We start from the raw sequence: 25,274 nt of genomic DNA on the forward strand, positions 1-25,274 counted from the left end.
CCCGCTTTTAAAACTTGGTTTTTCTAATTATTTGTCAAATCTTTCATCAGTTCCTTCCAGTTTTCCTCATGTTCTCCTACTCTAACAAATTTATGGCTTTCTGATGCTTCCACTATTTCATAATATGCCCAGTGGCTCTTGTTTAGGTCTATATATTTTGTCATTTGTTCTTGGTTAGCGTCTATATAATCCTTGTCTGGATGTCTGTTGTATAGGGCGTTTATTATGATTATTGTTTCTGCTCTTGTTATGGTATTATCTGGTTTAAAGCTTTTGTCTGGATAGCCTGTTAGGATTCCGTTTCCATATCCTTGGTTTATGGCTTCTTCTGCCCAGTGTCCTTTTATGTCTGTTAGGTCTGATTTTTTGTCGTTTCCGTTTGTAATTCTTGAAATTAGGTCCGCTAATTCTGCTCTTGTTATGGCTTCTTCTGCTCTTAATTTTTCTCCTTCTTTTTCTTTTAGGATTCCTGCTTTTGTACAGGCGTTTATATATTTATTATACCAGGATTTGTCTTTTGCGTCTTGGTAGTTTGGTTTGCTTTCATCTGAAAGTTTATATCCTTCTCCTCTTGCTATTATCGCCATTACTTCTGCTCTTTTTATTTTTCCCTCTGGTTTAAATGTTCCTTCTGGATAGCCGAAGATGTATTTTATGTGATTTTCTAACTCTTCTATTTTCTTTGCCTCTACTTTATAGGTTGGTGTGTCGTCATGAGGCTTAAATACTATTATCTCTTCTGGTTCTGGTTTTGGGGTTGGTTCTGGAGTTGGGGTTGGTTCTGGTTTTGGGGTTGGTTCGGTTTTATCTAAAATTATATTGTCATCAATCATTTTTTCTAAATCTTCTATTTTTTCAATCCCCATAGTTTTAAGACCTTGACCCATTTCTTTTCTAATAGCTGCTTTTTTTGTTAATACTGAATTTAAACTATTTTTTTCCTTGTAAAGATTGATTTTAAAATCATTTAGAAAGATATCATCATATGCAGCAGATTTTTTTATCTCTTCATTCTCATAATCAGTTTTATCGTTATTTAATATTCTAAAAAGACTTACAGAATTTTTTGCCTTGTATTTAATTCCCTGTGACCTTCTATTATCTTTTATCTCTTCAAAAGAATTGATTATGTTGTCCTTAAAAATATCTACATGGTATTTGCCACCACTTACAAGTATGTTTTTATCCCTATAATTTTCATCTCCACCAGAATAAATTTTTGCCTTGCCAACATAAAGTGCACCACTATCTAAAAGTCCAACACTAGCAATTGGTGTTTTAGTTCCAATCCACCCAACTTGCGATATGCTATTATAAGATTTTATTTCTGGAGTAAAATTCTTATCTCCGTCTATTAATATTTTACCAGTTCCTGAAATGGCATATGCCTTATCTGATGTTCCATTAAATCCACCTGTTCTTGTTCTACTGTGGACTTTATCCTTATAATTATTTAAATACATCTGATAAACCATATTTCCAGCTTCAATTTTTCCGGCTTTTATATTTGCATTTTTTGCCATATAAATTCCAGAGCCTGAAATTTCCTTTCCAGTATCCTTTGTCTGTCTACACGCCCCACCATATACTATGGGTTCTTTATTTGTAGCTTCATCTCCTTCTAATGTAATATTTTCTGAATTGGCTATTCCATGGCCTGCACTTGTGGAGCTTCCACCTCCATATACTTGCACATTTCCCTTAACATTGACATTTTGAGCTTCATTTATTCCACTGCCAGCTTGGAGTCTATCTACAAATATGGTACGATTATTTGAATAGTTATTTACTGACGATCCACCTGTAATTAATGAATCTCCCTTAACCTCTACATACTTAACTCTTCTAATTCCATCCCCCGCTTTGCCATTTCCTTCACAAAACCCAGGAATAGAAGAAGTACAAGTTCCCTTCACAGTTTGTATATCCCCACCATGAACCTCTGAGTCTTCAATGTATACATTTCCAATATTTTCAAGCCCATATCCTGCTGAAACATTATTGTCAGAAATTCTTGAATAATTATATAATTCTTTATTTCTTAAATATTTTATAGGTCCATAGCCTTGTACTACTGCTCCGTTTACAAGTGTCACATCACTTGCTCCTACAATTCCAGAGCCAAAACGATATTCATCTTTTTTGCTTCCATTTTCAGCCAATATGTTAGATATTGTACCACCACATATATTAGCTGCATTTACAAATACTTTACCGCTAGTTTTAATTCCCGATGCTCCAACCTTAGGTGCTATCGGATTTTTCGCATATCCAACTTGCTTTTCTTCACTTATAGTCATTGATGTGAATGTCAGTCCTTCAATAACTGTGTTTTCACCATATACATTTACATCAGCATTTGACTTAATGAGCGATTCAGATGTATTAAATACGTGACTTGATGCTGAAATATATATATTGTCTGTCTGCCCATTTTCTTTGCCTATGTTTAAAGTTCCCTTATCCATCTCTATAACTGGTGATATAGGAAGATTATACATAAATACACTTTTACCTAATATTTCCGGTCCGTTTGCATTAGGTCCCTTATCTTGAAGGTGGCCCCTGTATACATTTACTTTTGCATCACCTTTTGCCAATATAACTGGCGGGTAAAAATTATTCCATTTTTTATCTTTAAAATAAGTCGAACAATCTTCATTTTCGTTAAAGAATATAGTTCTATTATCTCCACCAACAACATAGTTCATGCTTTCTTCACGATTAGGCCCATTATTATTCGTATGAACTTCGTTTGTTCCAAAGTTTAAGGTTCCACCTTCTTCAACTTCTATTACTCCATAGTAAAAGTTATTTCTTACATTTTCTGTATCTGTATCTATTCCATTGCCAGGTACTATCTTGCCATTGCCGGCACATTCTATATCTATATTTTTTCCCTTAATAGCTCCTGCACCATACGGACCAGAACCTCCCACTATTATTGAATCTGTTGCATACTCGTTCATTTCGCCAGACAGGTCTATTGTGATCTCTTCACCATCTATAGCAAATCCGCCTTGTCCATTCTCTGCAAGACAATGTCCACCTCTTATACAAAGACCTTGGGAAACATAATTTGGATAATCTTTAAATTTGAGATTTTGTTGTTTGATTTCAATAATTTTTGCAACTATGGCACTTGCTCCGTTAGAAGAGCTTGAATCCCCTCCGATTATTTCACTTTTAAATTTTTCAGAATCTCTCCCATACTTAGAAGAATTATCAAAGGACATTAAATTATTAACTTCTACCTTGCCTTCTTTAAGCTCAATAGCAGGATGCCCATTTCTCCCAATTATATGAGCCCTTTCAGTTAAGATTAAATTACCATCACCGTGAAAGACTGGAGCATCATCTGTTCCTCTTAAATATAAATATCCCTTTAATGTAAGAGTATTTCCTTCACTTACATTAAAACTAACATTTTTTAAAAAAACAGCTCTATACCAGCTAAAGTCTAAATATCGTACTGCTTTTTCAGGTTCAGAAGAAAATATTGTAATATTTTTATTTACATTAATTTCTCCTATTGAGGCTAAGTCGGTACTACCCCCTCCCACTGAATCAAAGCTCTCTCCATTACTTAGTTTCACAAGATCTATCTCATCTCCGTCTTGTGAATTTTTAACTAGTGTCCTAAATTCATCCAATGTACTTGGTGAATAAGTTGTTGCATTTACATTTTCTATTTGCATAAAACCAATTAAAAAGACAGCAGAAAATAGAAATACAATTTTCGAAATTTTTTCTTTCATTTTTTACCTCCATTTTAATATATTTTATATAACTTAATTAAAAAAGCATTATATGTTTAATCATATCATTAGAAAAATATTTTTACAATTTTTAAGTACATTAATTACAAATACGATTAGCTATACTTAGCACGAACTTAACATTTCTTAATAATTTTTATATATTCTTTAATATGCAGTTCTTATTGTCACTTTCCTTCTAAAATATGTTATTACCAATATAGAAATAAAGAAATCAGAAAAGCTAAATCCTTTGAAAGATGCTAATGTATATCGTTTTTTAATATGTTTTTAAAGAGGTTAATTATAGGAAATGAAGAATTTTCATCTAAAAAAAGATCTATAGAATTATGGGACAAAAAATAATAGATGATATTGAAGTTGGTACAATAAAAGGGCTACAAGTTATTCATAAATATTTGTTCCAAAATATAATTGATTTTGCCGGTAAAATAAGAAAAGTAAATTTATATAAGGGTAATTTCAGATTCGCCTCACTTTTATTTTTAAATGATAATTTAAGAATAATTAAAAAGATGCCTGAAAATACATTTGAAGGAATTATAGAAAAATACACAGAAATGAATGTTGCTCACCCTTTTAGAGAAGATAGTGGTAGGGCTACGAGAATATGGCTTGACTTAATACTTAAAAAAACTTAAAACTTTGTATTGATTGGTCAAGAATTGATAAATTTAAATACTTAAGTGTTATGGAACACTCTCCAATAAATACACTAGAATTAAATCACCTATTGATATCAGCATTAACTAAGGATATTAATAATAGAGAAGTTTACATGATGGGTATCCAAAATTCACATGACTATGAAAGCTTGTATGATTTTGATATTTATGAAATAGATAGGAAAAAATAATATTGTTTATCTTTTAATAACTATAAATTAAACTCCTAAACACGAATCCTTTGTATGAGCTTGGACCTTAAAATTAGTGCTTCAAAAAATAAAAAACCGCAAGAATAAATCTTGTGGTTTATATGGAGGCGACAGCCGGATTTGAACCGGCGGTAAGGGTGTTGCAGACCCGTGCCTTACCACTTGGCTATGTCGCCGTAGCTTTTTTAAGTATAACATCTAAGTAAATTAATTTCAAGTTTTTTATAAATTTTTTGTGATTTTTAGTTTATGATTTTTTATTATTAATGCATCCACTTCATTTATAAATATTTTAAAAAGAGCAGTCTTTCCTTGGATCTTGTCCCAAGCTACTGCTCTGCAATTCTTTATAATTTTTTTGCTACAAATAATAATCTGTCTGCTCCTTCTAAATTTTCACTAAATTCGTAAGCCTTATATATTTTTATGTCTTCAAATCCAAATTCTTCTAAAGTTTTTATAAAAAAATCCCCTTCATAAGCTCTTTCAAAATGTTCTTCTGTAAATCTTTCATATAGACCATTGTCTTTTTCTACAAAAAAATTCACTACATAGGAATTTATTGTTTTTTCTTTATCATAATAATTTTCCCAAATATAAAAGGAATTTTCTCTCTCATCTACATAGGTATTTTCCATTTTTTGAAATTTTTCCTTGGTGTTGGCATCAAATATAAAGCATCCGCCCTTTTTTAAGCATCCATAAACTGATTTAAAAGATGATTTTACTTCTTCTTCTTTTAAAAGATAATTTATAGAATCGCACATGCAAATTGCTGCATCATAAGTCCCCGGAGCTTTAAAATTTTTAAGGTCCTGCTTAAAAAATCTATTTCTTGGATTTTTATTTTGTGCAAGGGCTAGCATTTCTTCTGACAAATCAAAGCCTGTCATCACATATTTTTCCCCTAAAATTTTTGTAAAAGTTCCTGTTCCGCATGCCATATCAAGAACTTCTATTTTTCCTTCTCCCAAAATTTGAAAGATAAAATCCCCTGCCTTTTCGTAGGGGAAATCATACATTAATAGATCGTAAAGACCTGCAAATTTTTTATAGATCATTTAATTCTTTATAAATTTCCCCTAAAACTTTTGATGAGTTTTCATGAAAGACAAAATCTGTATAAGAATCATAGGGGGTTGGCGTTTCATTTATTATAATCAAATGCTTGGCATAGCGGGGCAACATATTTACTGGTGAAACTGTAAGTGATGTTCCAACAACTATTAAAGTTTCTGTACTTTCCATTTCAATCATAGCAAGTTCAAAATCTCTAGGCATCATATCACCAAACATAACTACATTTGGCCTTAAAGTTCCTCCACAGTTGCATTTTGGTGGTATTTCTCCTTTTGAAACTTTTTCTTCCATAACTTTAAAAGAATAGGATTTTTGACATTTTGTGCAGTGAATACCTCTTGTTTCTCCATGAACTTCGTAAATATTCTTTGAACCTGCCTTGAAATGAAGGTTGTCAATATTTTGAGTTATAACTCCTTTTATATATCCATCTTTTTCCATTTTTGCAAGGGCAATATGGCCATCATTTGCCTTTTTATCATTTAAATCCAAAAGAATTTTATAGCCTTCCCTATAAAATATTTCTGGCTCATTTTCCAGTCTGTTTTTGGAAAGAGAATTTACCGGATCCATATCCTTATAATATCCATTTTTTCCTCTAAAGTCAGGAATTTCAGAATCTGTTGAAATGCCAGCTCCAGTTAAGGCCATAACCTTTGATGAATTTTTTATTAAATTTGCTGCTTCTTTAATTTTTTCCATAAAATCCTCCAATTTCACTTAAAAACTATTGAATAATAAATTATATACAAAATTACAAGGGCAAGAATTGGCACAAAATTAAAAATGTCAATGCCTTCCACTTCCCTATAGGCCGTAATATTTCTCTCTTCCCTTATCTGTTCCTTTTTAAGATGCTTAAATAATAATCTTAAGATTATGCTACAAAGTATGGAAAGGACAATTAAAATAATAACTATAAAAAGCTGAAGAGAACCTATTTGTCTTGCCATTTCTGTCTGCCAAAGCATTTTTGAAAATCTTTCATTAATATACCTAGAAAAGATTACAGCTATAATATTATTGGTAAAATGGGCAATAATGGCTGCATAGAGCGAATCTGTCAGCTTTAAAATATTTCCAAACAAAATCCCTAAAAGTAGGGGAGCCACAAAATTTTGAATGTCAAAATGAAAAAGGGCAAAGACAAGAGCACTCATGCCTATGGCAAATTTTGTCCCATAGATGTCATAAGCATTTATTACTGTTGCCCTGAAAAGGACTTCTTCACAAATGGCTGGGACTATGCAAAAAAATATTATATAATTATAGATATTGGGATCCATATCAATTAAATCTCTTGATGAATTTGTAAAATCCATAAAGGATGAGATTAGAGACATAAATATTCCATTTAATAGTAAAATTATGGGATAAGCCAGAATAACTATTAAAACTGTAAGAAAAATATTTTTAAAGGAGATTTTATGAACCCTTAAAACTTTTCTAATATTTCCCGTCTTGGATATAAATAAGGCTGGCAAAAGTATTATAAAAACTTCTGTTATCAGCTGACCCATAAAGTCATATTTTTTTTGTATATCAAAGCCTATAGTTAAAAATACTATGGCAAGAATTAATATTAAGCTATTTACCGACAGTACATTTAGGTATCTTTTTTTATATTTTTTCATTTGACTTACCTTTACTTTTTGCTTAGTCTTATTATTTTTGAGAGACTTTCCCTTAACTTTTTTTATTTATTATTGGGGACAGACTGCAAGAGACGCCCCCTTTTAATTTTATATTTATTTTACTTTGACCAGGCACTACTTTTTTATTTTCTAAAATATTCAACACCAGCTCTAAAAATATTTTGTTTTTTCATATCAGGAACATTTTTAAATAAGCCGTCGTCAACTCTTTCACTATGACCCATCTTACCAAAAATTTTTCCGTCTTTAGAAATTATTGATTCAATATTTAAAGAAGAGCCGTTTGGACAATTTTCATAAACTCCAACAACTTGTTCATTTTCCAAAAGTTCATCTAAAACTTCCTTATTTCCAACAAATCTTCCTTCCCCGTGAGATATGGGTAGCATATATGATTCTTCATCTAAATATGTTAGCCATGGAGAATTTTTAGTCATCATCCTAACCTTTTCTATTGTTGCAATGTGCCTTTGACAGGAATTAAAGGTTAGAGTTGGGTCTTCACTTTCCAAATTTTTTATTTTACCGTAGGGAAGAAGGCCAGTTTTTATAAGAGCTTGAAATCCGTTACAAATTCCGAGTATAAGACCGTCATTTTCTTCAAGCATAAATTCAATGGCACATTTAACCTTCGGCGATTTTATTACACTAGCAATAAATTTCCCAGATCCATCTGGCTCATCACCCATAGAAAATCCGCCAGGAATTGCCAAAATTTGTGCATCTTTAAGGGCTCTAGATAATTCTTCAAGTGAATTTTCTATATCTTCATTTGTCCTATTTTTAAAGAGAATAATTTCAGCCTCAGCCCCTTCATCTTCAAAAGCTCTCTTTGTATCCCATTCACTATTTGTGCCAGGGAAAGCTGGTATTACAACCTTAACTTTTTCTACGAGCTTTGTAGATTTCTTTCTCCTGTCACCTGCTTTTTTATTTTCAAAATTTTCTAAAAGTTTAGAATCTTTTGGTGAGAAAATTTCATCAAATTTATGAATATAGGCCCTTTCCAAGTCTTCTTTATCAAGTTTATATCCATTTACTGTCATAGCTTCTGCAAATTTTCCTATTTCTCTGATAAAATCTCTGTTATCTAAAAATTCAACAATAAATGATCCGTATTTTGGTGAATATAAATCATCTAATTTTATATCAAATCCAGTTTGATAAAGGGCATTTTCAAAAATATGACTAAGTGTGCCCTTGTTCGTTATAGCAGTTGCAGAAATTATATTTCCATCTAAAATATCCTTATGAATTTTCTTTAAGTTTTCCTTTAAGATTTGCAGGTCAATTTTTCCTACATCGTCATAGGAGATTTCAATTAAGCCTATTCTTCCCCTTCCCTTAAAGTCAGGTGAAATTATATTTTGGACATCTGCTGTTGTTACAGCAAAAGAAATTAAGGTTGGCGGAACATCTATGTTTTCAAAAGTTCCAGACATTGAATCCTTTCCTCCAATTGGGGGAGCGTCAAAAGCTTTTGAGGCTTCAAAGGCACCTAAAAGGGCTTTTAAAGGCTTTGACCATGCTTTTTTATCCTTTAATTTTTCAAAATATTCTTGGAAGGAAAGTCTGATTTTTTCAGGGCTTCCTCCTGATGCAATAATTTTACATATTGATTCAATAACGGCATAATAGCCTCCTAAAAACTGTGATTCTTCTGACAGATAAGGATTAAATCCATAGGACATTAGAGATGCAGTTTTTACATTACCATCAAAGGATGGAATTTTTGCGGCCATAGTCTGAACCGGAACCGTTTGTTTGTTTCCACCTAGTGGGGCTAAAACAGTGCTTCTTCCAACAGATGGATCAAAAATTTCTATTAAATTCTTTTTAGATGCAATGTTTAAATCTGATAGATATTTTCTTAAATTTTTTGGATCCTTATCTTGATTGTTTAATATCTTTGGCAAATCTTCTGAACTTACAAAAACTTCTTGCTTCCTCTTTGCTCCCGTTGAATTTATAAAATCATAGGAAAGATCAGCAATAATCTTGTCCTTATATTTTATAAGCATATTATTTGTGTCAGTAACTGTGGCAACATGAGTTGCTTCAAGATTTTCACTGTGAGCATATTCCATAAATTTATCATAGTCTTGTGGACCAATGACAACAGCCATTCTCTCTTGAGATTCTGAAATTGCTATTTCCTTTGGCTTTAAACCATTATATTTTAAAGGTACTCTGTCAAGGAAAATTTCAATAGAATCAGAAAGTTCACCAATGGCAATGGAAACTCCTCCAGCACCAAAGTCATTACATTTTTTTATCAACTTTGCAAGTTCAGGAATCCTAAAAAGTCTTTGTATTTTTCTCTCTTCTGGTGCATTTCCCTTTTGAACTTGAGCAGATTGAGTTTTAATTGATGTTTCCTTGTGAGATTTTGATGAACCTGTTGCTCCACCAATACCATCACGGCCTGTTCTTCCACCTAGTAAAATTACCATGTCGCCCTTTTGCGGCTTTAATCTTTTAACATTTTCTTCAGGGGCTGCCGCTATAACGGCTCCTGCTTCAAGCCTTTTTGCTACATAAGATGGATGATATATTTCATCAACATATCCAGTTGCAAGACCAATTTGATTACCATAAGATGAATAGCCTTTGGCAGCCTGCCTTGTAATTTGTTTTTGAGGAAGTTTTCCTTTTAAAGTTTCAGAAACTGGCGTGAAGGGATTAGCTGCTCCACTAATTCTCATGGCTTGATAAACAAAAGACCTTCCGCTTAGGGGGTCACGAATTGCACCTCCAAGGCATGTTGAAGCTCCGCCCACTGGTTCTATTTCTGTTGGATGGTTATGAGTTTCGTTTTTAAACATTAAAAGATAGGGCCTTTCTTCTATTTTTCCATCCACTTCTACTTTAACCTTTATTTTTATAGAGCAGGCATTAATTTCATCAGAAATTTCTTGATCATCTAACATGCCCTTTGCCCTTAAATGCCTAGCAAGGATTGTCCCCATATCCATTAAGGTTACTGGTTTTTCTCTCTTTAAGTCCCTTCTCATTTGAAGATATTCATCAAAGGCCTTTTTAATTTCCTCATCAAGTTTAGTCTTAAGATCAAAATGACTTGTAAGTTCAGTATTAAAAGTTGTGTGCCTACAGTGGTCAGACCAATAGGTGTCAATAATTGCAAGCTCTGTTTCATTGGGATCACGATTTATAGATTTAAAATAAGCCTGAAAAACTTTTAAATCATCAAGATTCATTGCAAGGCTCTTATCATTTAAAAATTTTTCTAATTGTCTATCGTCATAGGAAATAAAACCGTCAAAAGTAATATTTTCTAAATTATTTGTATCTTTCTCTTCCTTGAAGAAATTTTCATATAGTTCTGTAACCCTTGAGTCCACAGGATTAATTAAATACTTTTCAATTTCCTCCCTGTCCTTAGGAGATTGAACTTCCCCAATATCATAGACAAGAGAAACTTTTGCCCTGACTTTTTTGTCTGTAAATAATTTAATAGTATCAAGAAGACTTTCCTCCCTTTGATCAAATTGACCTTCAAGATAAACTACACGAATGGGATTTTCTAAAACCAAGTCATTTGACGGTTTGCTTTCATTTTCAACATAAACTTCGTCAACGGGCTTTTCAGCTAAAACTGTATAAAGGATTGAAGAGAAAGTTTCTTCATCAATATCTAAATCATAGCATCTATAGACTACGAGCTTTCTCAATTTAATACTAAGGGCATTTTCAATTTCTTTTTTTAAATCCCTTGACAAAAAATCAAATTCTTCCTTTTTTCTGACATAAACTCTAATTGGATTATTTTTAGTCATACTTCCTCCTAAAAAATAGATTTATAGGCTAAACCATACTAATAAAATCTGCTCTTTCTTTAATTAATATTATAACATAAGATACTTGTCATTAAAATTTGAGGAGATTTTATTTTTTAAATTTAAATTTTAGGGACATATTCCCAAAAGAATTGTCCCTAAAAACTTTATTTATAATTAATTTCCTTAAGGGCAGCATCAAGTCTTCCTAAAGCTTCTGCCAAAACATCTTTGGGACATGCAAGGTTAAGTCTTACAAATCCCTTTCCTTCATCTCCAAAAATATAGCCCATATTTGAAAAAATTCCTGCCTTATCTTCTAAAAATTTTTCTAGGTCCGTATCATCTAAGCCAAGATCCCTAAAATCAATCCAGCTAAGATAAGTTCCCTCACTTAGTGGAGCCTTGATTTTAGAATAATTTTTTTCAAAAAAATTCATTAGAAATTTTTCATTTTCATAAATTACAGAAATTGCCTCATCCAGCCAACCTTCACAATAATTATAGGCAAGTTCTCCTGCCTTATAACCCAAAGCAGAATTTGCATTTATTCCCACATTAAACATAGCTTTTTTAAATTTATCTCTTAGGTCTTTATTTTTAATAATAATATTTGAAAGACCAAGTCCTGCTAAATTAAAGGTTTTTGATGGTGATGTAAATGTTATAGTTTTTTCCGCAAGGTCATCTGATAAGGTTTGAAAAACTATATGTTTGCTGCCAGGCATAATAATATCTGAATGAATTTCATCAGACAAAAGCAATAGATTATTATCTAAAACAATTTTACCAATTTTTTCAAGCTCCTCTTTTGTCCAAACTCTTCCACATGGATTATGGGGTGAACAGAATAATAAGATTTTATTATTTTGGTCCTTTGCAAGCTCGTCAAGAAGATTAAAGTCAATTTCATAATATCCATTATTTTCTATTAATGGGCAGTTTACAATTTTTCTTTCCTGCCTTTCAATGGCAAAGGAGAAAGGAAAATAAACTGGTCTCATAATAATTACTCCATCTCCCTTACTACTGTAGGCCCTAATAGCATTAAAAATCCCTGCAACAATTCCTTGAGTGTGGACCACCCATTCTCTTTCGATTTTAAAATTATGTTTTCTTTCCATCCAAGAAATTAAGGCCTTATAATAATCATCATTTGCTGATGTATAACCAAGTACCATATGATCAAGAAATTCTGTCAGTCCATCCTTTATTTCCGGTGGCGTTTTAAATTCCATATCAGCAACGGAAAAGGGAACAATTCCTTCCCTTCCCTTTAATTTTTTTTCAATGGCAACCCATTTATTAGAACCGTCCTTTTTTCTGTCTACCCTAGTCACAAAATCGTATTTCATTTTTAGCCCCCTAGTCTTTTTATATTATTATAACTGATGGAGAATATTTTTGTTAGCCTAAATTAAAGTTATAAAGATTAAAAAAAGAACGGCTTTAAACCGTTCTTTTTTTAATCTCTTAGGGAAAGAGGCCTATCCAAAAGCTCCTTATAAATAATAGCCTTAACTAAAGTATCTTCAGAAAAATCTTCTACAGTTTCCTTTAAATCAAAGATCTTATTTTTATTCTCCTCTTCCATTTTTCTGATCTTTTCTCTTTTTTCCTCTTCTTCCAATTCCGCATAATATTTTTTTACTTCGCTTTTTTCATTTTCAACTTTTTCTAAATATTTTTTATTGTCAAAAGTCTTATTGTCCTTTTGGGCCTTTAATATATCTTCTTCCTTATCGGAAATAAAAATATTTTTCTTATAGGTCCTATCCTTTTTTCCCCTTTTTCCTTTTTCGATTTTTTTTGCCTTATTAAAAAATTCTTCTCTATTTTCCTTGGCTTTTTGTTTATTATTATCTCTTCTAGCCTCTTTTATGGTTTCACTTGCCATTTTATCGGCACGATCTTCCTTTTTTATTTCTTCCTTAGTTTTTATAAAGTATCTTTTAACAGCAGCTAAGGCCACAATAAGTAGGGCAAAGGGTAAAATCTGAAAAATTATAAAGATAAGGATACTAATAAAGGTACTTACGAAAGTAACCATTAATTTTCAGCCTTCTTAGTTTTTTCTGTGGACTTGGAAATAGAAGTTCTCATATCAGTATCAGAATTTAAATTTTTTATTTTATAATAATCAATTGCTCCAATGTTGCCATTTTTTAAGGCTTCAGCCATAGCTAATGGAACTTCTGATTCAGCTTCCACAACTTTTGCCCTCATGGCTTCAACTTCAGCCTTCATTTCTTGTTCACGGGCAAGAGCCATGGCACGTCTTTCAGATGCTTTAGCTTCGGCAATTCTCTTGTCTGCTTCTGCTTGATCTGTTTGAAGTCTTGCACCAATATTTCTTGCAACATCAACATCCGCTATATCTATTGATAAGATTTCATAAGCCGTTCCTGAATCAAGACCTTTTTCCAAAACTACTTTAGAAATTGAATCTGGGTTTTCCAAAACTGACTTATAAGATTTTGAAGAACCAACTGTCGTTACAATACCTTCACCAACTCTTGCAATTATTGTTTCTTCGCCAGCACCACCAACTAGTCTATCAATATTGGCCCTAACTGTAACCTTAGCCTTAACAATAACTTCAATACCATCTTGGGCAACTGCAGAAATATTTGGCGTTTCAATTACCTTTGGATTAACCGAAACTTGAACAGCTTCTAAAACATTTCTTCCTGCCAAATCAATGGCTGCTGCCCTTTCAAAATGAAGTGGAATATTTGCCCTTTGAGCTGCAATTAAAGCATCTACTAAAGTATTTACATTTCCTCCTGCAAGATAATGGGCTTCAAGGCCTGAAATGTCAAGATCAAGTCCTGCTTTTGTTGCCTTAATTGCGGGATTTACAATTCTTGATGGCCTAACACGTCTTAATTTCATACCAATAAGATCTGTAAATTTAATTTTAACCCCTGAGAAAAAGGCTGTTACCCATAAACCTATTGGGAAAAATGATAAAAATATACTAGCTCCAATAATTATTAATACTAGGATCACTAAAGGTCCAGCTACAAATAAACTATCCATAAAAACTCCTTTCCTTATTTTACTTCTTCTACAAATATTTTAAATCCTTCAATTTTTGTCACATGAACTTTTTTATCCCTTTCTACAAATTGTCCCTGTGAAATAACTTCAATTTTTTGCATTGATGAGTCCGAAGTTTTTGCAAAGCCTGAAGGTCTTAAGGCTGTTACAGTAATTAACTCATCTCCAATTTTAAGCTCAGGATTATCTACACTTAAATACCCCTCGCTGCCATCAGATCTTTTATTAAGTCTTAATTTATCAAAAAATTTCATATCATACCCCAACTTTAATAGTACAATTGCTATAAATCCAGCAATACCAGTTGCTATAACAAGTGAAATAAGAGAAAAGAATAAATCTGTCCCTGCATTTATAATTCCCAAAATTAAAAACATTGTTCCTGCAATGCCTGGCAGTCCAAATCCTGGCACAAAAATTTCAAAAATAACTAAGAATACTCCTAGGATAAAGAAAATCAAAGGAAGCAAAATACTATTTCCCGCTACAAAGTTTCCTAAAAAATATAGGATAAATGCAATTAAAGAAATTATGCCTAAGATGCCAAAAGATGGCATAAATAGCTCTGCAACTGCGGCACAAATTCCTATAATTAAAGCCGCTCTAAGAAAATTTTTATTAGTTATAAGCTTAAAGATTTTTGACTCCTGACTTTTAAATTTTGAGGAATCCAAAAAAGTCATTTTATCCCCTAAATCTTTAAGGGGAACTTCTCTTACAATTTTCTTATTAGGAAGACTGGAAAAATCCCCTTGGGTTGTAATTTCTTTTGCCCAAATTCCTGTAAAGCTTAATATAAAAAATGCAAAAAGTGTGTATAAAACTAATTTTTTCATTTAATCCCCCTTATTATTATACCCTACAAAGTACTTTAAATTAATAGTTTTTTATAATAATATAGTAAATTTTCATTTACAAATTTTTATTTCTTTGGGGTATATATAAATGAACTATAATTATAAAGGAGCATAAAATGATAAAAACAGTTGTCCATATCGGATTAAGTGTAAAGAATTTAGAAAGATCCATTGAATTTCATAGAGATATTTTAGGTCTTCATTACAAAGGAAAGGTGGGAATGGAAGGTCCATCATCTGATGAATTCCTTTAAAAGAAAAATATCCAGACAAAAGTTGCCTATCTTTCATATTCAAAAGATTCTGCCCCAGCAGATATTAAACTAATTGAATTTACAAGTGATACTCTTACAGAAAGAAAATCCTCACTTTTTGAAAGTTCAATTTCGGAACTCTGATTTGAAGTGGCGAACATTGATGAATTTTATGATTATCTTTTGGAAAAAATGTTAAAACCATGTCTAGTCCACAGTAATTTGATTCTAGCAAATGGGGATTTGGTAAAAGCAAAGCCTTTTATTTTTACGAGCCAGACGGCATTATCTTAGAAGCAATTCAAAGCTTATAGGAAATTCCATGTTCAATTAAATACTTTAGATCTTTAATAATTTTATTGTGATCTTTTGATTTTAAATTTGGAAAGGCCTTAAAAAGCCTTTTGTGATCCAAATATTTTGCCCTTATAAAGGAATTTCTCTCCTGGATAAGGGCCTTTAATTTAAGAAGAGCCTCTTTCTTGTCAGGATTATTTGCAAATTCTTCATAATCCTTTGCAAATTCTTCATAATCCTTTGCAAATTTTTCAACACTATATAAAAGGTCTAAGGAGTCCTCCGCAATTAAAAGTCCTATTTTATTGGATAGCTTTAAAATTTTCCTTCCCATTAGGTCAACCCTATCAAGGTTTTTGTTAAGTTTCAAAACAGATCGTGCTGTTGCGATTAAGTCAATGAATAGGTATATATAAAGAATAATTATAAGAACAATTAAAAATCTTAATTCCAAACTCCCTAAAAGTTTTAAGACAATTGGATTTAAAGCTTTTACTATAAAAATACATATACCTCCCCAAATCAGAGAAAATTCAAGGCAAATATATCCAAATAGATTAAATTTTCTGTTAGAATAGTCCCACCATTTCTTTTTAAACAAAAGTTCAAGAACAAAACCTGCCATAAATTCAATAAAACTTGCCATAAGGCTAGAAAGGAGAAAAAGGAGAAGTAAATTATTTTTAAGAGGACTTAAAAAGTGAAGAACTCCTATTGCCCCAAAACCGTAAACTGGGCAGAAGGGTCCATTTAAAAATCCCCTATTGATAAATTTGCCCGTCTTGAAGGCTGCATAAAAAACTTCCATGCACCAACCCAAAAAAGAATATATTATAAAGAGGGCCATTAAATTAAATATGTATACATTTTCTACCATAGTATTATCACCTTGCTTAAATATTAATCTATTAAATTTAACACTTAAAAATATTATATTTTTAAAATTATTAATCCTAGCCAATAGTATATATAATTTTTATTTAAAATTATTATTTACTTGCAAGAAAAAACCAGACTCTAAAATCTTAGCACCTGGCCTAGATTTTTTAAAGAAAAAATCTCTAAAAAAATTATTAAAATAATCTTAATATAGAAATAATTAAAGTGTACATAATAAGTCTTTACCCAAGAATTATATATTTCATATGATGGGCCAAAGTACTTTAAACTTCCAATAAAAAAACCTAGGATTTCCTAGGTTAGTTTAAAAGTTCTCGAGCAATTTTGTTAACTGCATTGCCATCAGCTTTGCCTTTTACTAAAGGCATAACAGTTTTCATCAATTTTCCAATATCCTTCATAGAAGTAATATTTTCTTTTTTTAAAGCTTCTTCAACTATAACCTTTAATTCATCTTGCGATAATTGCTTAGGTAAATATTCCAAAAGGATGTCAATTTCATCTTCTGTTTGCTTAACTAAGTCTTCTCTATTTCCTTTTTTGAATTCTTCAATTGATGATTTTTTTTCTTTTAACTGTTTTGAAATAATGTCAAGAATATCTTCGTCTTTTAACTCAACTCGCTCATCAACTTCTTTTTGTTTGATAGCCGAACGAACTAGAGTTATTACATCTTTACGAAGTTTATTATGGGATTTCATTGATTCTTTCAAATCTCCCATTAATTTGTCTTTAATAGACATAATACACCTTCTTTAGAATCTATGTTTTTTACGGCGTGCCTCTTCAGATTTTTTCTTTCTTCTAACGCTTGGTTTTTCATAATGTTCTCTTTTTCTAACTTCTTTTAAAACTCCGCTAGTGGCACATTGTCTCTTAAATCTTTTAAGAGCGTTGTCTAAAGATTCATTTTCTCCAACCCTAATTTCTGACAAAATATCCCTCCTCTCGTAGAAAAGAGTAGCCTTGTGGCATCGGAAATATTATATAATAAAACGCCATAAACTTCAATATATTTTTAAAATAACTTGACTTCTAGTTCTTAACTGTCAAGACATATGTTACACTTATAGTACTTTTATACAATTCTTTCAAAAGCTTATTTATTGTTTATTAAAAAGGAAACGAATGATTGTTAAGGGCTTTAGGGCGAAGCGTACCTTGACATTAATGAATTTCCTCTTTATAATTTTTAAAGCTTTTGAAGATAGTATTCTTCTATTTTTTCATTTGGACTTTTAAAATTCAATACATATTTTGCTGTATTATTGTATATTTCTTCATGATCTTTTATTTTTGTTTCTAATTCTTTCTCGCTTCTAAGGAATAGTCTTGTATATATTATCTTTCTGTCTTCTCTATGGCTTCTTTCTACTTTGCCATTTTGCCATGGTGAATATGGTCTAGTCCTTTTTATTTCTATACCTTGCTTTTCTGCTATTTTTTGAAATATGCTTTTTTCATTTGTTTTATCTTTATCATTTACAAATTCATATCCGTTATCTACTTGTATTGTCTTTATTTTAAAGCCCATTTCTGTTTCAGGTGTTTCTAAAAATTTGCCTGTTTCATAACTACTTTTTTTCTTTTACTATTTTTAATATCCTTTTTCTGCTGTATTCATCAATGACTGTTATTTGATAATATCTATTACCATACGTAGGGAATTTTATACATTCTTTCGGAAGGTATTTTATGTTTACTTGAACTTTATCTCCTGGATATTTTCCGCCCATACCAAAGTATTTAGTATAACTTTTAGCTCTTTTTTCTGGTTCCTTAAATCCATTTTTTCGTATTTGACTGCCTATACACAAATTGTCGGTTAGTGTGATATCTTCTTGCAGCTTTTGTAACTCCATTTTTTAATGCGTATCCACATAATTTTTGACGGAATATCATTTCTTCTGTCATTATATTCATAGAGAGGTCTCCTTTTAATACTTTTTTCGTTTATCTTATTTTATCAAAAGTACCTTTCTTTTTTTATTTAATCTGTAACATATGTCTTAACACATAAAACTTTGCCTAAGGAGCTTAGAATATATTTTAAAAGAAGTAGAAGTTTATTAATTAAATCTGCTAAGAAATTAAATTCTGATGAGGCTAACAGAGTATCAATAATGCTTAATTTAAGTGAAGATTTGAAACTAGTTTACAGAACGAAAGAACTTTTTTATGAATATTTTCTTACTCATCCTAATAGCACAAGAGCTAGTAAGGCTTTTAATGAGTGGTTAAGAAGAGTTAATGAGACGGTATTAAAGGAATTTAATGCTTGTACTAGTACTTTTACTAATTGGTTTGAAGAGATTTGTAATTCCTTTGATTATGAATTTACTAATGGACCTCTTGAGGGAACACACACTTAAGATAAAGACTTTAAAAAGATATTGTTTTGCTATGAGAAATTTTGAAAGATTCCGAAAGTGAATTATGCTTTGTTGTAATTGACAGGTAGAAAAGCGGGAAATTTTTTCGAAAACCCCTAGGGGTTTTGTTTGCTATGGTCTAAAACATAAGATTTTATTTTATTTTATTTAAAGTTTAAACTTATATTTAGGTGTTTTTATTGATTTTTATAGTAAAAGAGAGACTCGATTTTATCGAGCCTCACCAATATTTGACATAGAGCCTTAATATTTCTATTCTACTACTACTCTAACCGTATTAGTATTTGTAAGATATATTAAATTGGAATATGGTATTTTAAATTCTACTATATCTCCAACCTTTATATCCTCTTTAGCATGACTTACATCTAAAAGTGTGTGGTCTGAAGAAGCTCCTAAAATTTTAATATCTTCATCTAGGGGCGTGAGACTAAATGGATCATTTCCATAATCAAGTTTTCCTATTGCAACTATAGCCCTTTTATGAATTCCTATATCTTCATATTCCACAACATTACCAAAGGCATCAACTCCCCTTTCCCCAACCGGAAAAGATGGTTTCATTTCAACTTCCACAACTTGAGTTTTTAAAATAAAACAGTCATCATTCAAAAAGTCTTCTTTTAGATCCCAAGTTTCAAGCCCCATTAAAAGTCCTTCACCAATTCTTAACTGATTTATTCTCTTGGGCCATTTATTTTCAAAAAGTGTTAGAAGTGAAGAGGATGCTCCACCTGAAATTATTTCAAGTTTTCTTCCTATTCTTTCCTCAACTTTTTCTCCAATGGCAACAAGTTCTTCAAGTTTTTCTGGAGTCGCCTTTATTGATCCATAGCAGCCTAAGTTTGTACCTATCCCCTTTAAATGAAGATTTTTATATTCTTTTTCAATTTTTTCAGCCTCATCAATAAGGCTATTTTTATCCCAAAATCCTTCACGCAAATCTCCAAGATCAGCCATAAGAATTATATCATGCTTTTTGCCTGCCCTTTCAGCGGCTTTATTTATTAAGCTAATTACATAGGGATCAGACTGTAACGAAATGTCACAAATATCGACAAGTTCTTCAAGCTCATAGGGCATTGAAATTCTAATACACATTAAAGGATTTGAAAAATTTTTTTCTTTTAAGACTTTCAAATGTTCAAGTCTTGAAGATGCAATATAATAAAATTCCTTTGAAAAAACTTCGGCAATTTCTGGAATTCCGTTAAATCCTTTAATAACTCCTGCTATATCCACATTAAAAATATGGCAGCGCTCTTTAAGCGCCACCAAATTTTCTTTAAGTTTATTTAATTTACAAACAACTATTGGATAAGTTAAATACGAACTGTTCCATCGATTGGTTTTGTTGGCCATGTTACTTCCTTAGAATTTGCTTGTTTAGCATTTAATCTATTACCTTCCATATCAGCACATGTTAAACCTACAAGTGCCATAATAGCAACTACTATAGGCATAGTGTAGTTGAAGAATAGGTAAGGTAAGTATTGTCCTACACTCATCTTTAATGTTGTTGACATATAAACACCACAAGTGTTCCATGGAATCATTGCACCTGAAACTGTACCTGCACCTTCAAGAGCATTTGATAAAGTTTTTGGATGTAGACCCATGTTGTGATATTCTTCTGCATACATACGACCAGGAACTACGATTGAAATGTATTGTTCTGGCATTGTAGCATTAGATGCGAAACAAGTTACTTCTGTAAGAATAATAAGTTTTGCTGGTGTGTTAGCAAGTGGTTTTAACTTATTAACAATAACTTGAAGTTGTCTTGTATCTTCCATGATACCACCGAACATCATAGCTATTAGAGTCATAGAAACTGAACTCATCATGTTCATTAGACCACCAGTTGAAAGTAGGTTATCTACAGCTTCAAGACCAGTTTCAGCTACGTAACCATTCATACCACAGTCAAGAATTGTACCTAAATTTGAATTTCCAAATAAAGCACCCATTATTGCACCAACGAAAGCTCCTATTGCTATACCAGGAATAGCTGGCATTTTCATAGCTACACAAACAATAACTACGATTGGTGGAATTAATAGGAATGGATTAATTGTAAATGAATCTTTAAGAGCATTTGAAATTTCAGCAACTGAACTTAAGTCAGCTCCACCACCTTGATAATAATGGAATCCTAATGCTCCGAAGAATATAATTGATAATGTATAAGCAACAACTGTTGGTAAAATCATGAACTTAACGTGAGTCATAACGTCAGTACCTGCCATAGCTGGTGCTAAGTTTGTTGTATCTGATAATGGAGACATTTTATCACCAAAATATGCTCCTGAAAGACAAGCACCCGCTGTAGCTGCTGGATTAATTCCAAGTCCTAATGAAATACCCATAAGAGCGATACCCATTGTACCAACTGTACCCCAAGAAGTACCAGTTGCTAAAGAAGTGATTGAACAAATAATTAAAGCTGCGATTAAGAAGATACTTGGGTGAATAATCTTTAATCCATAATAAATCATTGCTGGTACAACACCTGCATCTACCCAAACACCAACTAATATACCTATGATAATCAAAATAATTACTGATTGAAGGGCTTTATAAATACCGTCCATCATCATTTTTTCAATTCTATCCCACTTATATCCAAGTCTTAATGCCATTAATGCTGCTGCGCAAGCACCAACAAACATTGGAACATGTGGGTCAACATGATAAACTATAATACCTACTGCTAATACGCCAATTAAGATAGCTAATGATAATAATGCTTCCCAAAGATAAGGCATTCTGCCTTCTTTTATCTCTTGTTGTTTTTTGTTATTTTCCATAATATAAAAACCGCCTTTTTAAAAAAAATCGTTTTCTTTGAATTTTCAATATAAATTGAATTGATTATTTTAGTCCAGCTCGACAAATTATATTGCCAAGCTGAGACTATTATAAAATTTTATAAATTATTAGTGTTTATTACTTACCAATTTCAGTAAGAACTTCTTCTAGAATTGCTAGTGCATCATCCAATGTTTCTTTTGGAATATTTAATGCTGGAACAAATCTTAATACATTACCTGCTGTACAGTTAAGAATTAATCCCTTTTCAAAGCATGGATTAGTTACAACATGTGCATCTTCAAGATCAAGAACAGCACCAACGATTAAACCTCTTCCTCTAACTTCCTTAATTACAGGATGTTTTTTCTTCATTTCGTTTAATTTTCCTTGTAGATATTCTCCCATTTCAAGAGCTCTTTCAGGAAGTTTGTTTTCGATAATAGCTGTTAAAGCAGCAGCTGCTGTTGCAGTAGCTATTGGGTTTCCACCATAAGTTGTACCGTGGTTACCTGGTTGTAAAACTTCTGCAAATTTACCTCTTGCACAGAATGCTCCAATTGGAATACCATTACCAAGAGCTTTTGCCAAAGTCATAACATCCGGTTCAACTCCATATCCTTGATATGCAAATAGATGACCAGTTCTTCCGCAACCAACTTGAACTTCGTCAAAGATAAGAACGATGTCTTTTTCTGTACAGAAAGCACGTAATTCTTCTAAGAATTCTTTCGTACATGGAATAACTCCGCCTTCACCTTGCACTGGTTCAATAATAACTGCAGCTGTATTAGCATTGTATTCTTGTTTTACAGAGTCCATATCATTTAGAATAGCATATCTAAATCCTGCTGGAAGTGGATCGAATCCAAGGTGAGATTTATCTTGTCCTGTTGCTGTTAAAGTAGCAAGAGTTCTTCCGTGAAAAGATTGTTTGAAAGAAATAACTTCATATCTTTCTGGATGACCATTCATCTTTTGATATTTACGAGCAAGTTTCATTGCACCTTCGTTTGATTCAGCTCCTGAGTTGCTGAAGAAAACTTTGTCCATGCAAGAATTTTCAATAATTATTTTTGCTAGTCTTACACCTGGTTCAATGTAAAAATAGTTAGCACATTGAGTAAGTGTAGCTGCTTGTTCTTGAGTAGCCTTAACTACATCTGGATAGCAGTGGCCTAATGCATTAACTGCAACGCCTTGTAGTAAATCAATATATTTCTTTCCATCAGCATCCCAAAGATAAGATCCTTCACCTTTTACCATACCAACTTCATATTGACCATAAGTATCCATAGTATACTTTTTACCAGCAGCAGTTATATCTGCATTGTTTGTGAATTTTTCATTCATTGGTTTGTACCTCCTTATAAATTTACCATTTTATACCAACACTGTCTTTAGCTTCGCCAACAACAGTGCCGTGTCCGCCTTCTTCTACGAAAGCTTCGTATAGCAAGCTATGTGCTTTTCTACCGTCCATAATATGAACTTGATTTACACCATTTTTAATAGCTTCTACACAGCTGTCAACCTTCGGAATCATGCCACCTGCAATGGTTCCGATTTCCTTTAGTTTGGCAACATCTTTTATATTAAGATAACTTATTACATCTTTAATCTTAATATCGTTACATAAGCCTTCGATATCTGTTAATAATATTAATTTTTCTGCTTTTAATGCTGAAGCTAAAGCTCCTGCAGCAGTATCTCCGTTAATGTTATATGAATTGCCCTTATCATCTGCACCTATTGGTGAAATGATTGGAATAAATCCAGCATTTATAAGCGCATTTATTGAATCAGGATTTACAGAAACTACTTCTCCTACAAAGCCATAATCATAATCAGATTCATTTTTCTTGCAGAAATAAATTCCACCATCAGAACCCGAAAGACTTACTGCCTTTCCACCTAAAGCAGCAACTTTTTTTACTAAGTCTGCACTTACTGAACCTGATAGAACCATTTCAACAACTTCAATAACTTCTTTAGATGTAACTCTTAATCCATTAACAAATTCACTTTTAATATTTAATCTTTCAAGCATTTTATTAATAGCAGGGCCACCACCATGAGAAAGAACAACATTAACGCCTAAAGCTTGAAGAAGTACAGCATCTTCAATAACTGCATTTTTTACTTCTTCATTAATCATGGCATTTCCGCCGAATTTAACTACTACAGTTTTTCCCTTATACTTTTTAATAAAAGGCATTGCTTCAATTAAAGCATTTACTTTTTCTTCTATATTTATCAAATTATCCTCCCTATTAAGAACGATAATCTCCATTGATTTTTACATAATCATATGTCAAGTCGCATCCGTAAGCTGTTGCGCAAGCATCTCCGTCATGTAAATCAACAGTAATGATAATTTCTTCTTCTGTTAGTATTTCTTTAGCCTTATCTTCATCAAAGTTTGTACCAAATCCGCCTTCCATTACAGCAATTTTTCCAGCCTTTGATTCTAAGAAGCAGTCAGCTTTAGAAACATCAAATTTTGCTCCAGAATATCCTGCTGCAGCCATAATACGTCCCCAGTTAGCATCTTTTCCGTAGATAGCAGTTTTTACTAGAGATGAACATACTATTGACTTAGCTACTAATCTAGCATCTTTGTCAGTAGGAAGATTATTTGCATGAGAAACGATCATGTGTGTTGCGCCTTCACCATCTCTTGCAATTCTTAACGTAATGTCTAGGCAAATTTCTTTAATAAGTTTAGCAAATTTTTCTTTATCTTCATCAGTTTTAATTTCTACTCCACTCGCTCCATTTGCAATTAAGAATAAAGAGTCGTTTGTTGAAGTATCACCATCAACTGATAGCATATTAAATGTATCATCTACACTGGCAGATAGATACTTTTGTAATTCTTTTTGTTCAATTTTTGCGTCTGTAGAAATGTAAACAAGCATTGTAGCCATGTTAGGATGAATCATTCCGCTTCCCTTTGCCATAGCTCCGATTGTAACTTTTCCACCAGAGAATTCAACTTCCATAGCAGTTTCTTTTTTAACTGTGTCAGTTGTCATAATAGCATAGGCTGCATCAGTACCTTGTTCTTTGCTCATATTGGGAACAATTTCTTCCAAACCTTTTAGAGCTTTTTCAACAGGTAATTTTTGTCCAATAACACCTGTTGAAGATACAAATACTTGATCTTTCTCTAATCCAAGAAGTTTTTCTGCTTTTCTTGCAATTTCTTTGGCATCTTCAATACCTTGTTCGCCAGTAGCGGCGTTTGCAATACCAGAATTAATTACAACAGCTCTTGCTTTTCCTTTTTTTAGTATTTCTCTATCTAGGATAACTGGTGCTGCACAGAATACATTTGTAGTAAAAACTGCTGCACAAGTTGCTTCTGTTTCAGAATAAACAACAGCTAAATCTGGCTTTTCAGAATTTTTGCTCTTAAAACCACAGTATTTTGCTCCTGCCTTAAATCCTTTCGGTGAAGTAATTCCACCGCCTTCAATAATTTTGTAATCCATACTTTTCTCCTTTC

23 protein-coding genes and 1 tRNA gene are annotated in these 25,274 nt (G+C 32.1%); 4 read left to right on the plus strand and 20 right to left on the minus strand.

Annotated features, from left to right (window positions below; translation table 11 throughout):
- Nucleotides 1-23: 23 nt before the first annotated feature.
- A complete protein-coding gene (locus BQ4446_RS08170) occupies nt 24-3,758 on the minus strand; it encodes an S-layer homology domain-containing protein (protein WP_083329056.1) in 3,735 nt (1,244 codons plus the stop codon).
- A 350-nt stretch (nt 3,759-4,108) separates the two neighbouring features.
- On the opposite strand from BQ4446_RS08170, the gene BQ4446_RS08870 reads away from it, so the two are divergent.
- Together BQ4446_RS08870 and BQ4446_RS08875 are read left to right on the plus strand one after the other, a co-directional pair.
- A complete protein-coding gene (locus tag BQ4446_RS08870; RefSeq protein ID WP_470381993.1) occupies nt 4,109-4,420 on the plus strand; it encodes a Fic family protein in 312 nt (103 codons plus the stop codon).
- 50 nt (nt 4,421-4,470) lie between these two features.
- Complete coding sequence (locus BQ4446_RS08875; RefSeq protein ID WP_470381994.1) at nt 4,471-4,635, plus strand: hypothetical protein; 165 nt, start codon at nt 4,471-4,473, stop codon at nt 4,633-4,635.
- Nucleotides 4,636-4,758: 123 nt separating this feature from the next.
- Here BQ4446_RS08875 and BQ4446_RS07030 read toward each other — a convergent pair.
- The 9 genes from BQ4446_RS07030 to BQ4446_RS07070 form a co-directional block, all read right to left on the minus strand.
- A tRNA-Cys gene (locus BQ4446_RS07030) sits at nt 4,759-4,832 on the minus strand.
- A 171-nt stretch (nt 4,833-5,003) separates the two neighbouring features.
- Nucleotides 5,004-5,717 carry a class I SAM-dependent DNA methyltransferase gene (locus BQ4446_RS07035; RefSeq protein ID WP_071027877.1) on the minus strand — a complete coding sequence of 238 codons (714 nt, stop codon included), beginning with the start codon at nt 5,715-5,717 and terminating at the stop codon, nt 5,004-5,006.
- A complete protein-coding gene (locus tag BQ4446_RS07040) occupies nt 5,707-6,438 on the minus strand; it encodes an SIR2 family NAD-dependent protein deacylase (protein ID WP_071027879.1) in 732 nt (243 codons plus the stop codon). The genes BQ4446_RS07035 and BQ4446_RS07040 overlap by 11 nt, the downstream gene beginning before the upstream one ends.
- A 14-nt stretch (nt 6,439-6,452) precedes the next feature.
- Complete coding sequence (locus BQ4446_RS07045; RefSeq protein WP_071027881.1) at nt 6,453-7,370, minus strand: CPBP family intramembrane glutamic endopeptidase; 918 nt, start codon at nt 7,368-7,370, stop codon at nt 6,453-6,455.
- A 143-nt stretch (nt 7,371-7,513) separates the two neighbouring features.
- Nucleotides 7,514-11,188, minus strand: coding sequence for a phosphoribosylformylglycinamidine synthase (locus tag BQ4446_RS07050; RefSeq protein WP_071027884.1), 3,675 nt, complete (start codon nt 11,186-11,188; stop codon nt 7,514-7,516).
- Between the two features lie 167 nt (nt 11,189-11,355).
- Complete coding sequence (locus BQ4446_RS07055; RefSeq protein WP_071027887.1) at nt 11,356-12,543, minus strand: MalY/PatB family protein; 1,188 nt, start codon at nt 12,541-12,543, stop codon at nt 11,356-11,358.
- A 110-nt stretch (nt 12,544-12,653) separates the two neighbouring features.
- Nucleotides 12,654-13,238, minus strand: coding sequence for a hypothetical protein (locus tag BQ4446_RS07060; RefSeq protein ID WP_071027890.1), 585 nt, complete (start codon nt 13,236-13,238; stop codon nt 12,654-12,656).
- Nucleotides 13,238-14,230 carry a flotillin-like protein FloA gene (gene floA / locus BQ4446_RS07065; RefSeq protein WP_071027893.1) on the minus strand — a complete coding sequence of 331 codons (993 nt, stop codon included), beginning with the start codon at nt 14,228-14,230 and terminating at the stop codon, nt 13,238-13,240. Before floA ends, BQ4446_RS07060 begins: the two co-directional genes overlap by 1 nt.
- 14 nt (nt 14,231-14,244) lie before the next feature.
- The gene (locus BQ4446_RS07070; RefSeq protein ID WP_071027895.1) at nt 14,245-15,087 is read right to left on the minus strand and encodes an NfeD family protein; all 843 of its coding nucleotides are present in this window, start codon (nt 15,085-15,087) and stop codon (nt 14,245-14,247) included.
- Nucleotides 15,088-15,224: 137 nt separating this feature from the next.
- On the opposite strand from BQ4446_RS07070, the gene BQ4446_RS08675 reads away from it, so the two are divergent.
- Entirely contained in the window at nt 15,225-15,362 is a 138-nt protein-coding gene (locus BQ4446_RS08675; protein WP_245149692.1) for a VOC family protein, read from the plus strand.
- A gap of 301 nt (nt 15,363-15,663) precedes the next feature.
- On the opposite strand, the gene BQ4446_RS07080 is transcribed toward BQ4446_RS08675, so the two are convergent.
- From BQ4446_RS07080 to BQ4446_RS08300, 5 genes are all read right to left on the minus strand, one after another.
- Nucleotides 15,664-16,536: a putative ABC transporter permease gene (locus BQ4446_RS07080; protein ID WP_071027897.1), complete on the minus strand. Its 873-nt coding sequence runs from the start codon at nt 16,534-16,536 to the stop codon at nt 15,664-15,666.
- Between the two features lie 322 nt (nt 16,537-16,858).
- Nucleotides 16,859-17,302, minus strand: coding sequence for a GatB/YqeY domain-containing protein (locus tag BQ4446_RS07090; RefSeq protein WP_071027901.1), 444 nt, complete (start codon nt 17,300-17,302; stop codon nt 16,859-16,861).
- A 12-nt stretch (nt 17,303-17,314) separates the two neighbouring features.
- A complete protein-coding gene (rpsU, locus tag BQ4446_RS07095) occupies nt 17,315-17,494 on the minus strand; it encodes a 30S ribosomal protein S21 (protein ID WP_071027903.1) in 180 nt (59 codons plus the stop codon).
- A 257-nt stretch (nt 17,495-17,751) separates the two neighbouring features.
- Nucleotides 17,752-18,093: an integrase core domain-containing protein gene (locus BQ4446_RS07100; RefSeq protein WP_071027906.1), complete on the minus strand. Its 342-nt coding sequence runs from the start codon at nt 18,091-18,093 to the stop codon at nt 17,752-17,754.
- 245 nt (nt 18,094-18,338) lie between these two features.
- The gene (locus BQ4446_RS08300; protein ID WP_135100594.1) at nt 18,339-18,482 is read right to left on the minus strand and encodes a helix-turn-helix domain-containing protein; all 144 of its coding nucleotides are present in this window, start codon (nt 18,480-18,482) and stop codon (nt 18,339-18,341) included.
- Between the two features lie 101 nt (nt 18,483-18,583).
- Between BQ4446_RS08300 and BQ4446_RS07110 the strand changes: the two genes are divergently transcribed.
- Nucleotides 18,584-18,931 carry a transposase gene (locus tag BQ4446_RS07110; RefSeq protein ID WP_083329057.1) on the plus strand — a complete coding sequence of 116 codons (348 nt, stop codon included), beginning with the start codon at nt 18,584-18,586 and terminating at the stop codon, nt 18,929-18,931.
- A 273-nt stretch (nt 18,932-19,204) separates the two neighbouring features.
- Here the strand turns inward: BQ4446_RS07110 and BQ4446_RS07115 are convergent, their stop codons facing one another.
- From BQ4446_RS07115 to argJ, 5 genes are all read right to left on the minus strand, one after another.
- On the minus strand, nt 19,205-20,314 hold the full coding sequence (locus BQ4446_RS07115; protein ID WP_071027912.1) for an alanine racemase: 1,110 nt from the start codon (nt 20,312-20,314) through the stop codon (nt 19,205-19,207).
- On the minus strand, nt 20,275-21,762 hold the full coding sequence (gene nhaC, locus BQ4446_RS07120) for a Na+/H+ antiporter NhaC (RefSeq protein ID WP_071027914.1): 1,488 nt from the start codon (nt 21,760-21,762) through the stop codon (nt 20,275-20,277). Before nhaC ends, BQ4446_RS07115 begins: the two co-directional genes overlap by 40 nt.
- A 139-nt stretch (nt 21,763-21,901) precedes the next feature.
- Nucleotides 21,902-23,116, minus strand: coding sequence for an aspartate aminotransferase family protein (locus BQ4446_RS07125; protein ID WP_071027915.1), 1,215 nt, complete (start codon nt 23,114-23,116; stop codon nt 21,902-21,904).
- Between the two features lie 22 nt (nt 23,117-23,138).
- Nucleotides 23,139-24,056, minus strand: coding sequence for an acetylglutamate kinase (gene argB / locus BQ4446_RS07130; protein WP_245149693.1), 918 nt, complete (start codon nt 24,054-24,056; stop codon nt 23,139-23,141).
- Entirely contained in the window at nt 24,037-25,260 is a 1,224-nt protein-coding gene (gene argJ, locus BQ4446_RS07135; protein ID WP_071027917.1) for a bifunctional glutamate N-acetyltransferase/amino-acid acetyltransferase ArgJ, read from the minus strand. The genes argB and argJ overlap by 20 nt, the downstream gene beginning before the upstream one ends.
- Between the last annotated feature and the right edge of the window lie 14 nt (nt 25,261-25,274).

Source organism: Peptoniphilus raoultii (assembly GCF_900099555.1).
GTDB classification, from domain to species: Bacteria; Bacillota; Clostridia; order Tissierellales; family Peptoniphilaceae; genus Peptoniphilus_A; species Peptoniphilus_A raoultii.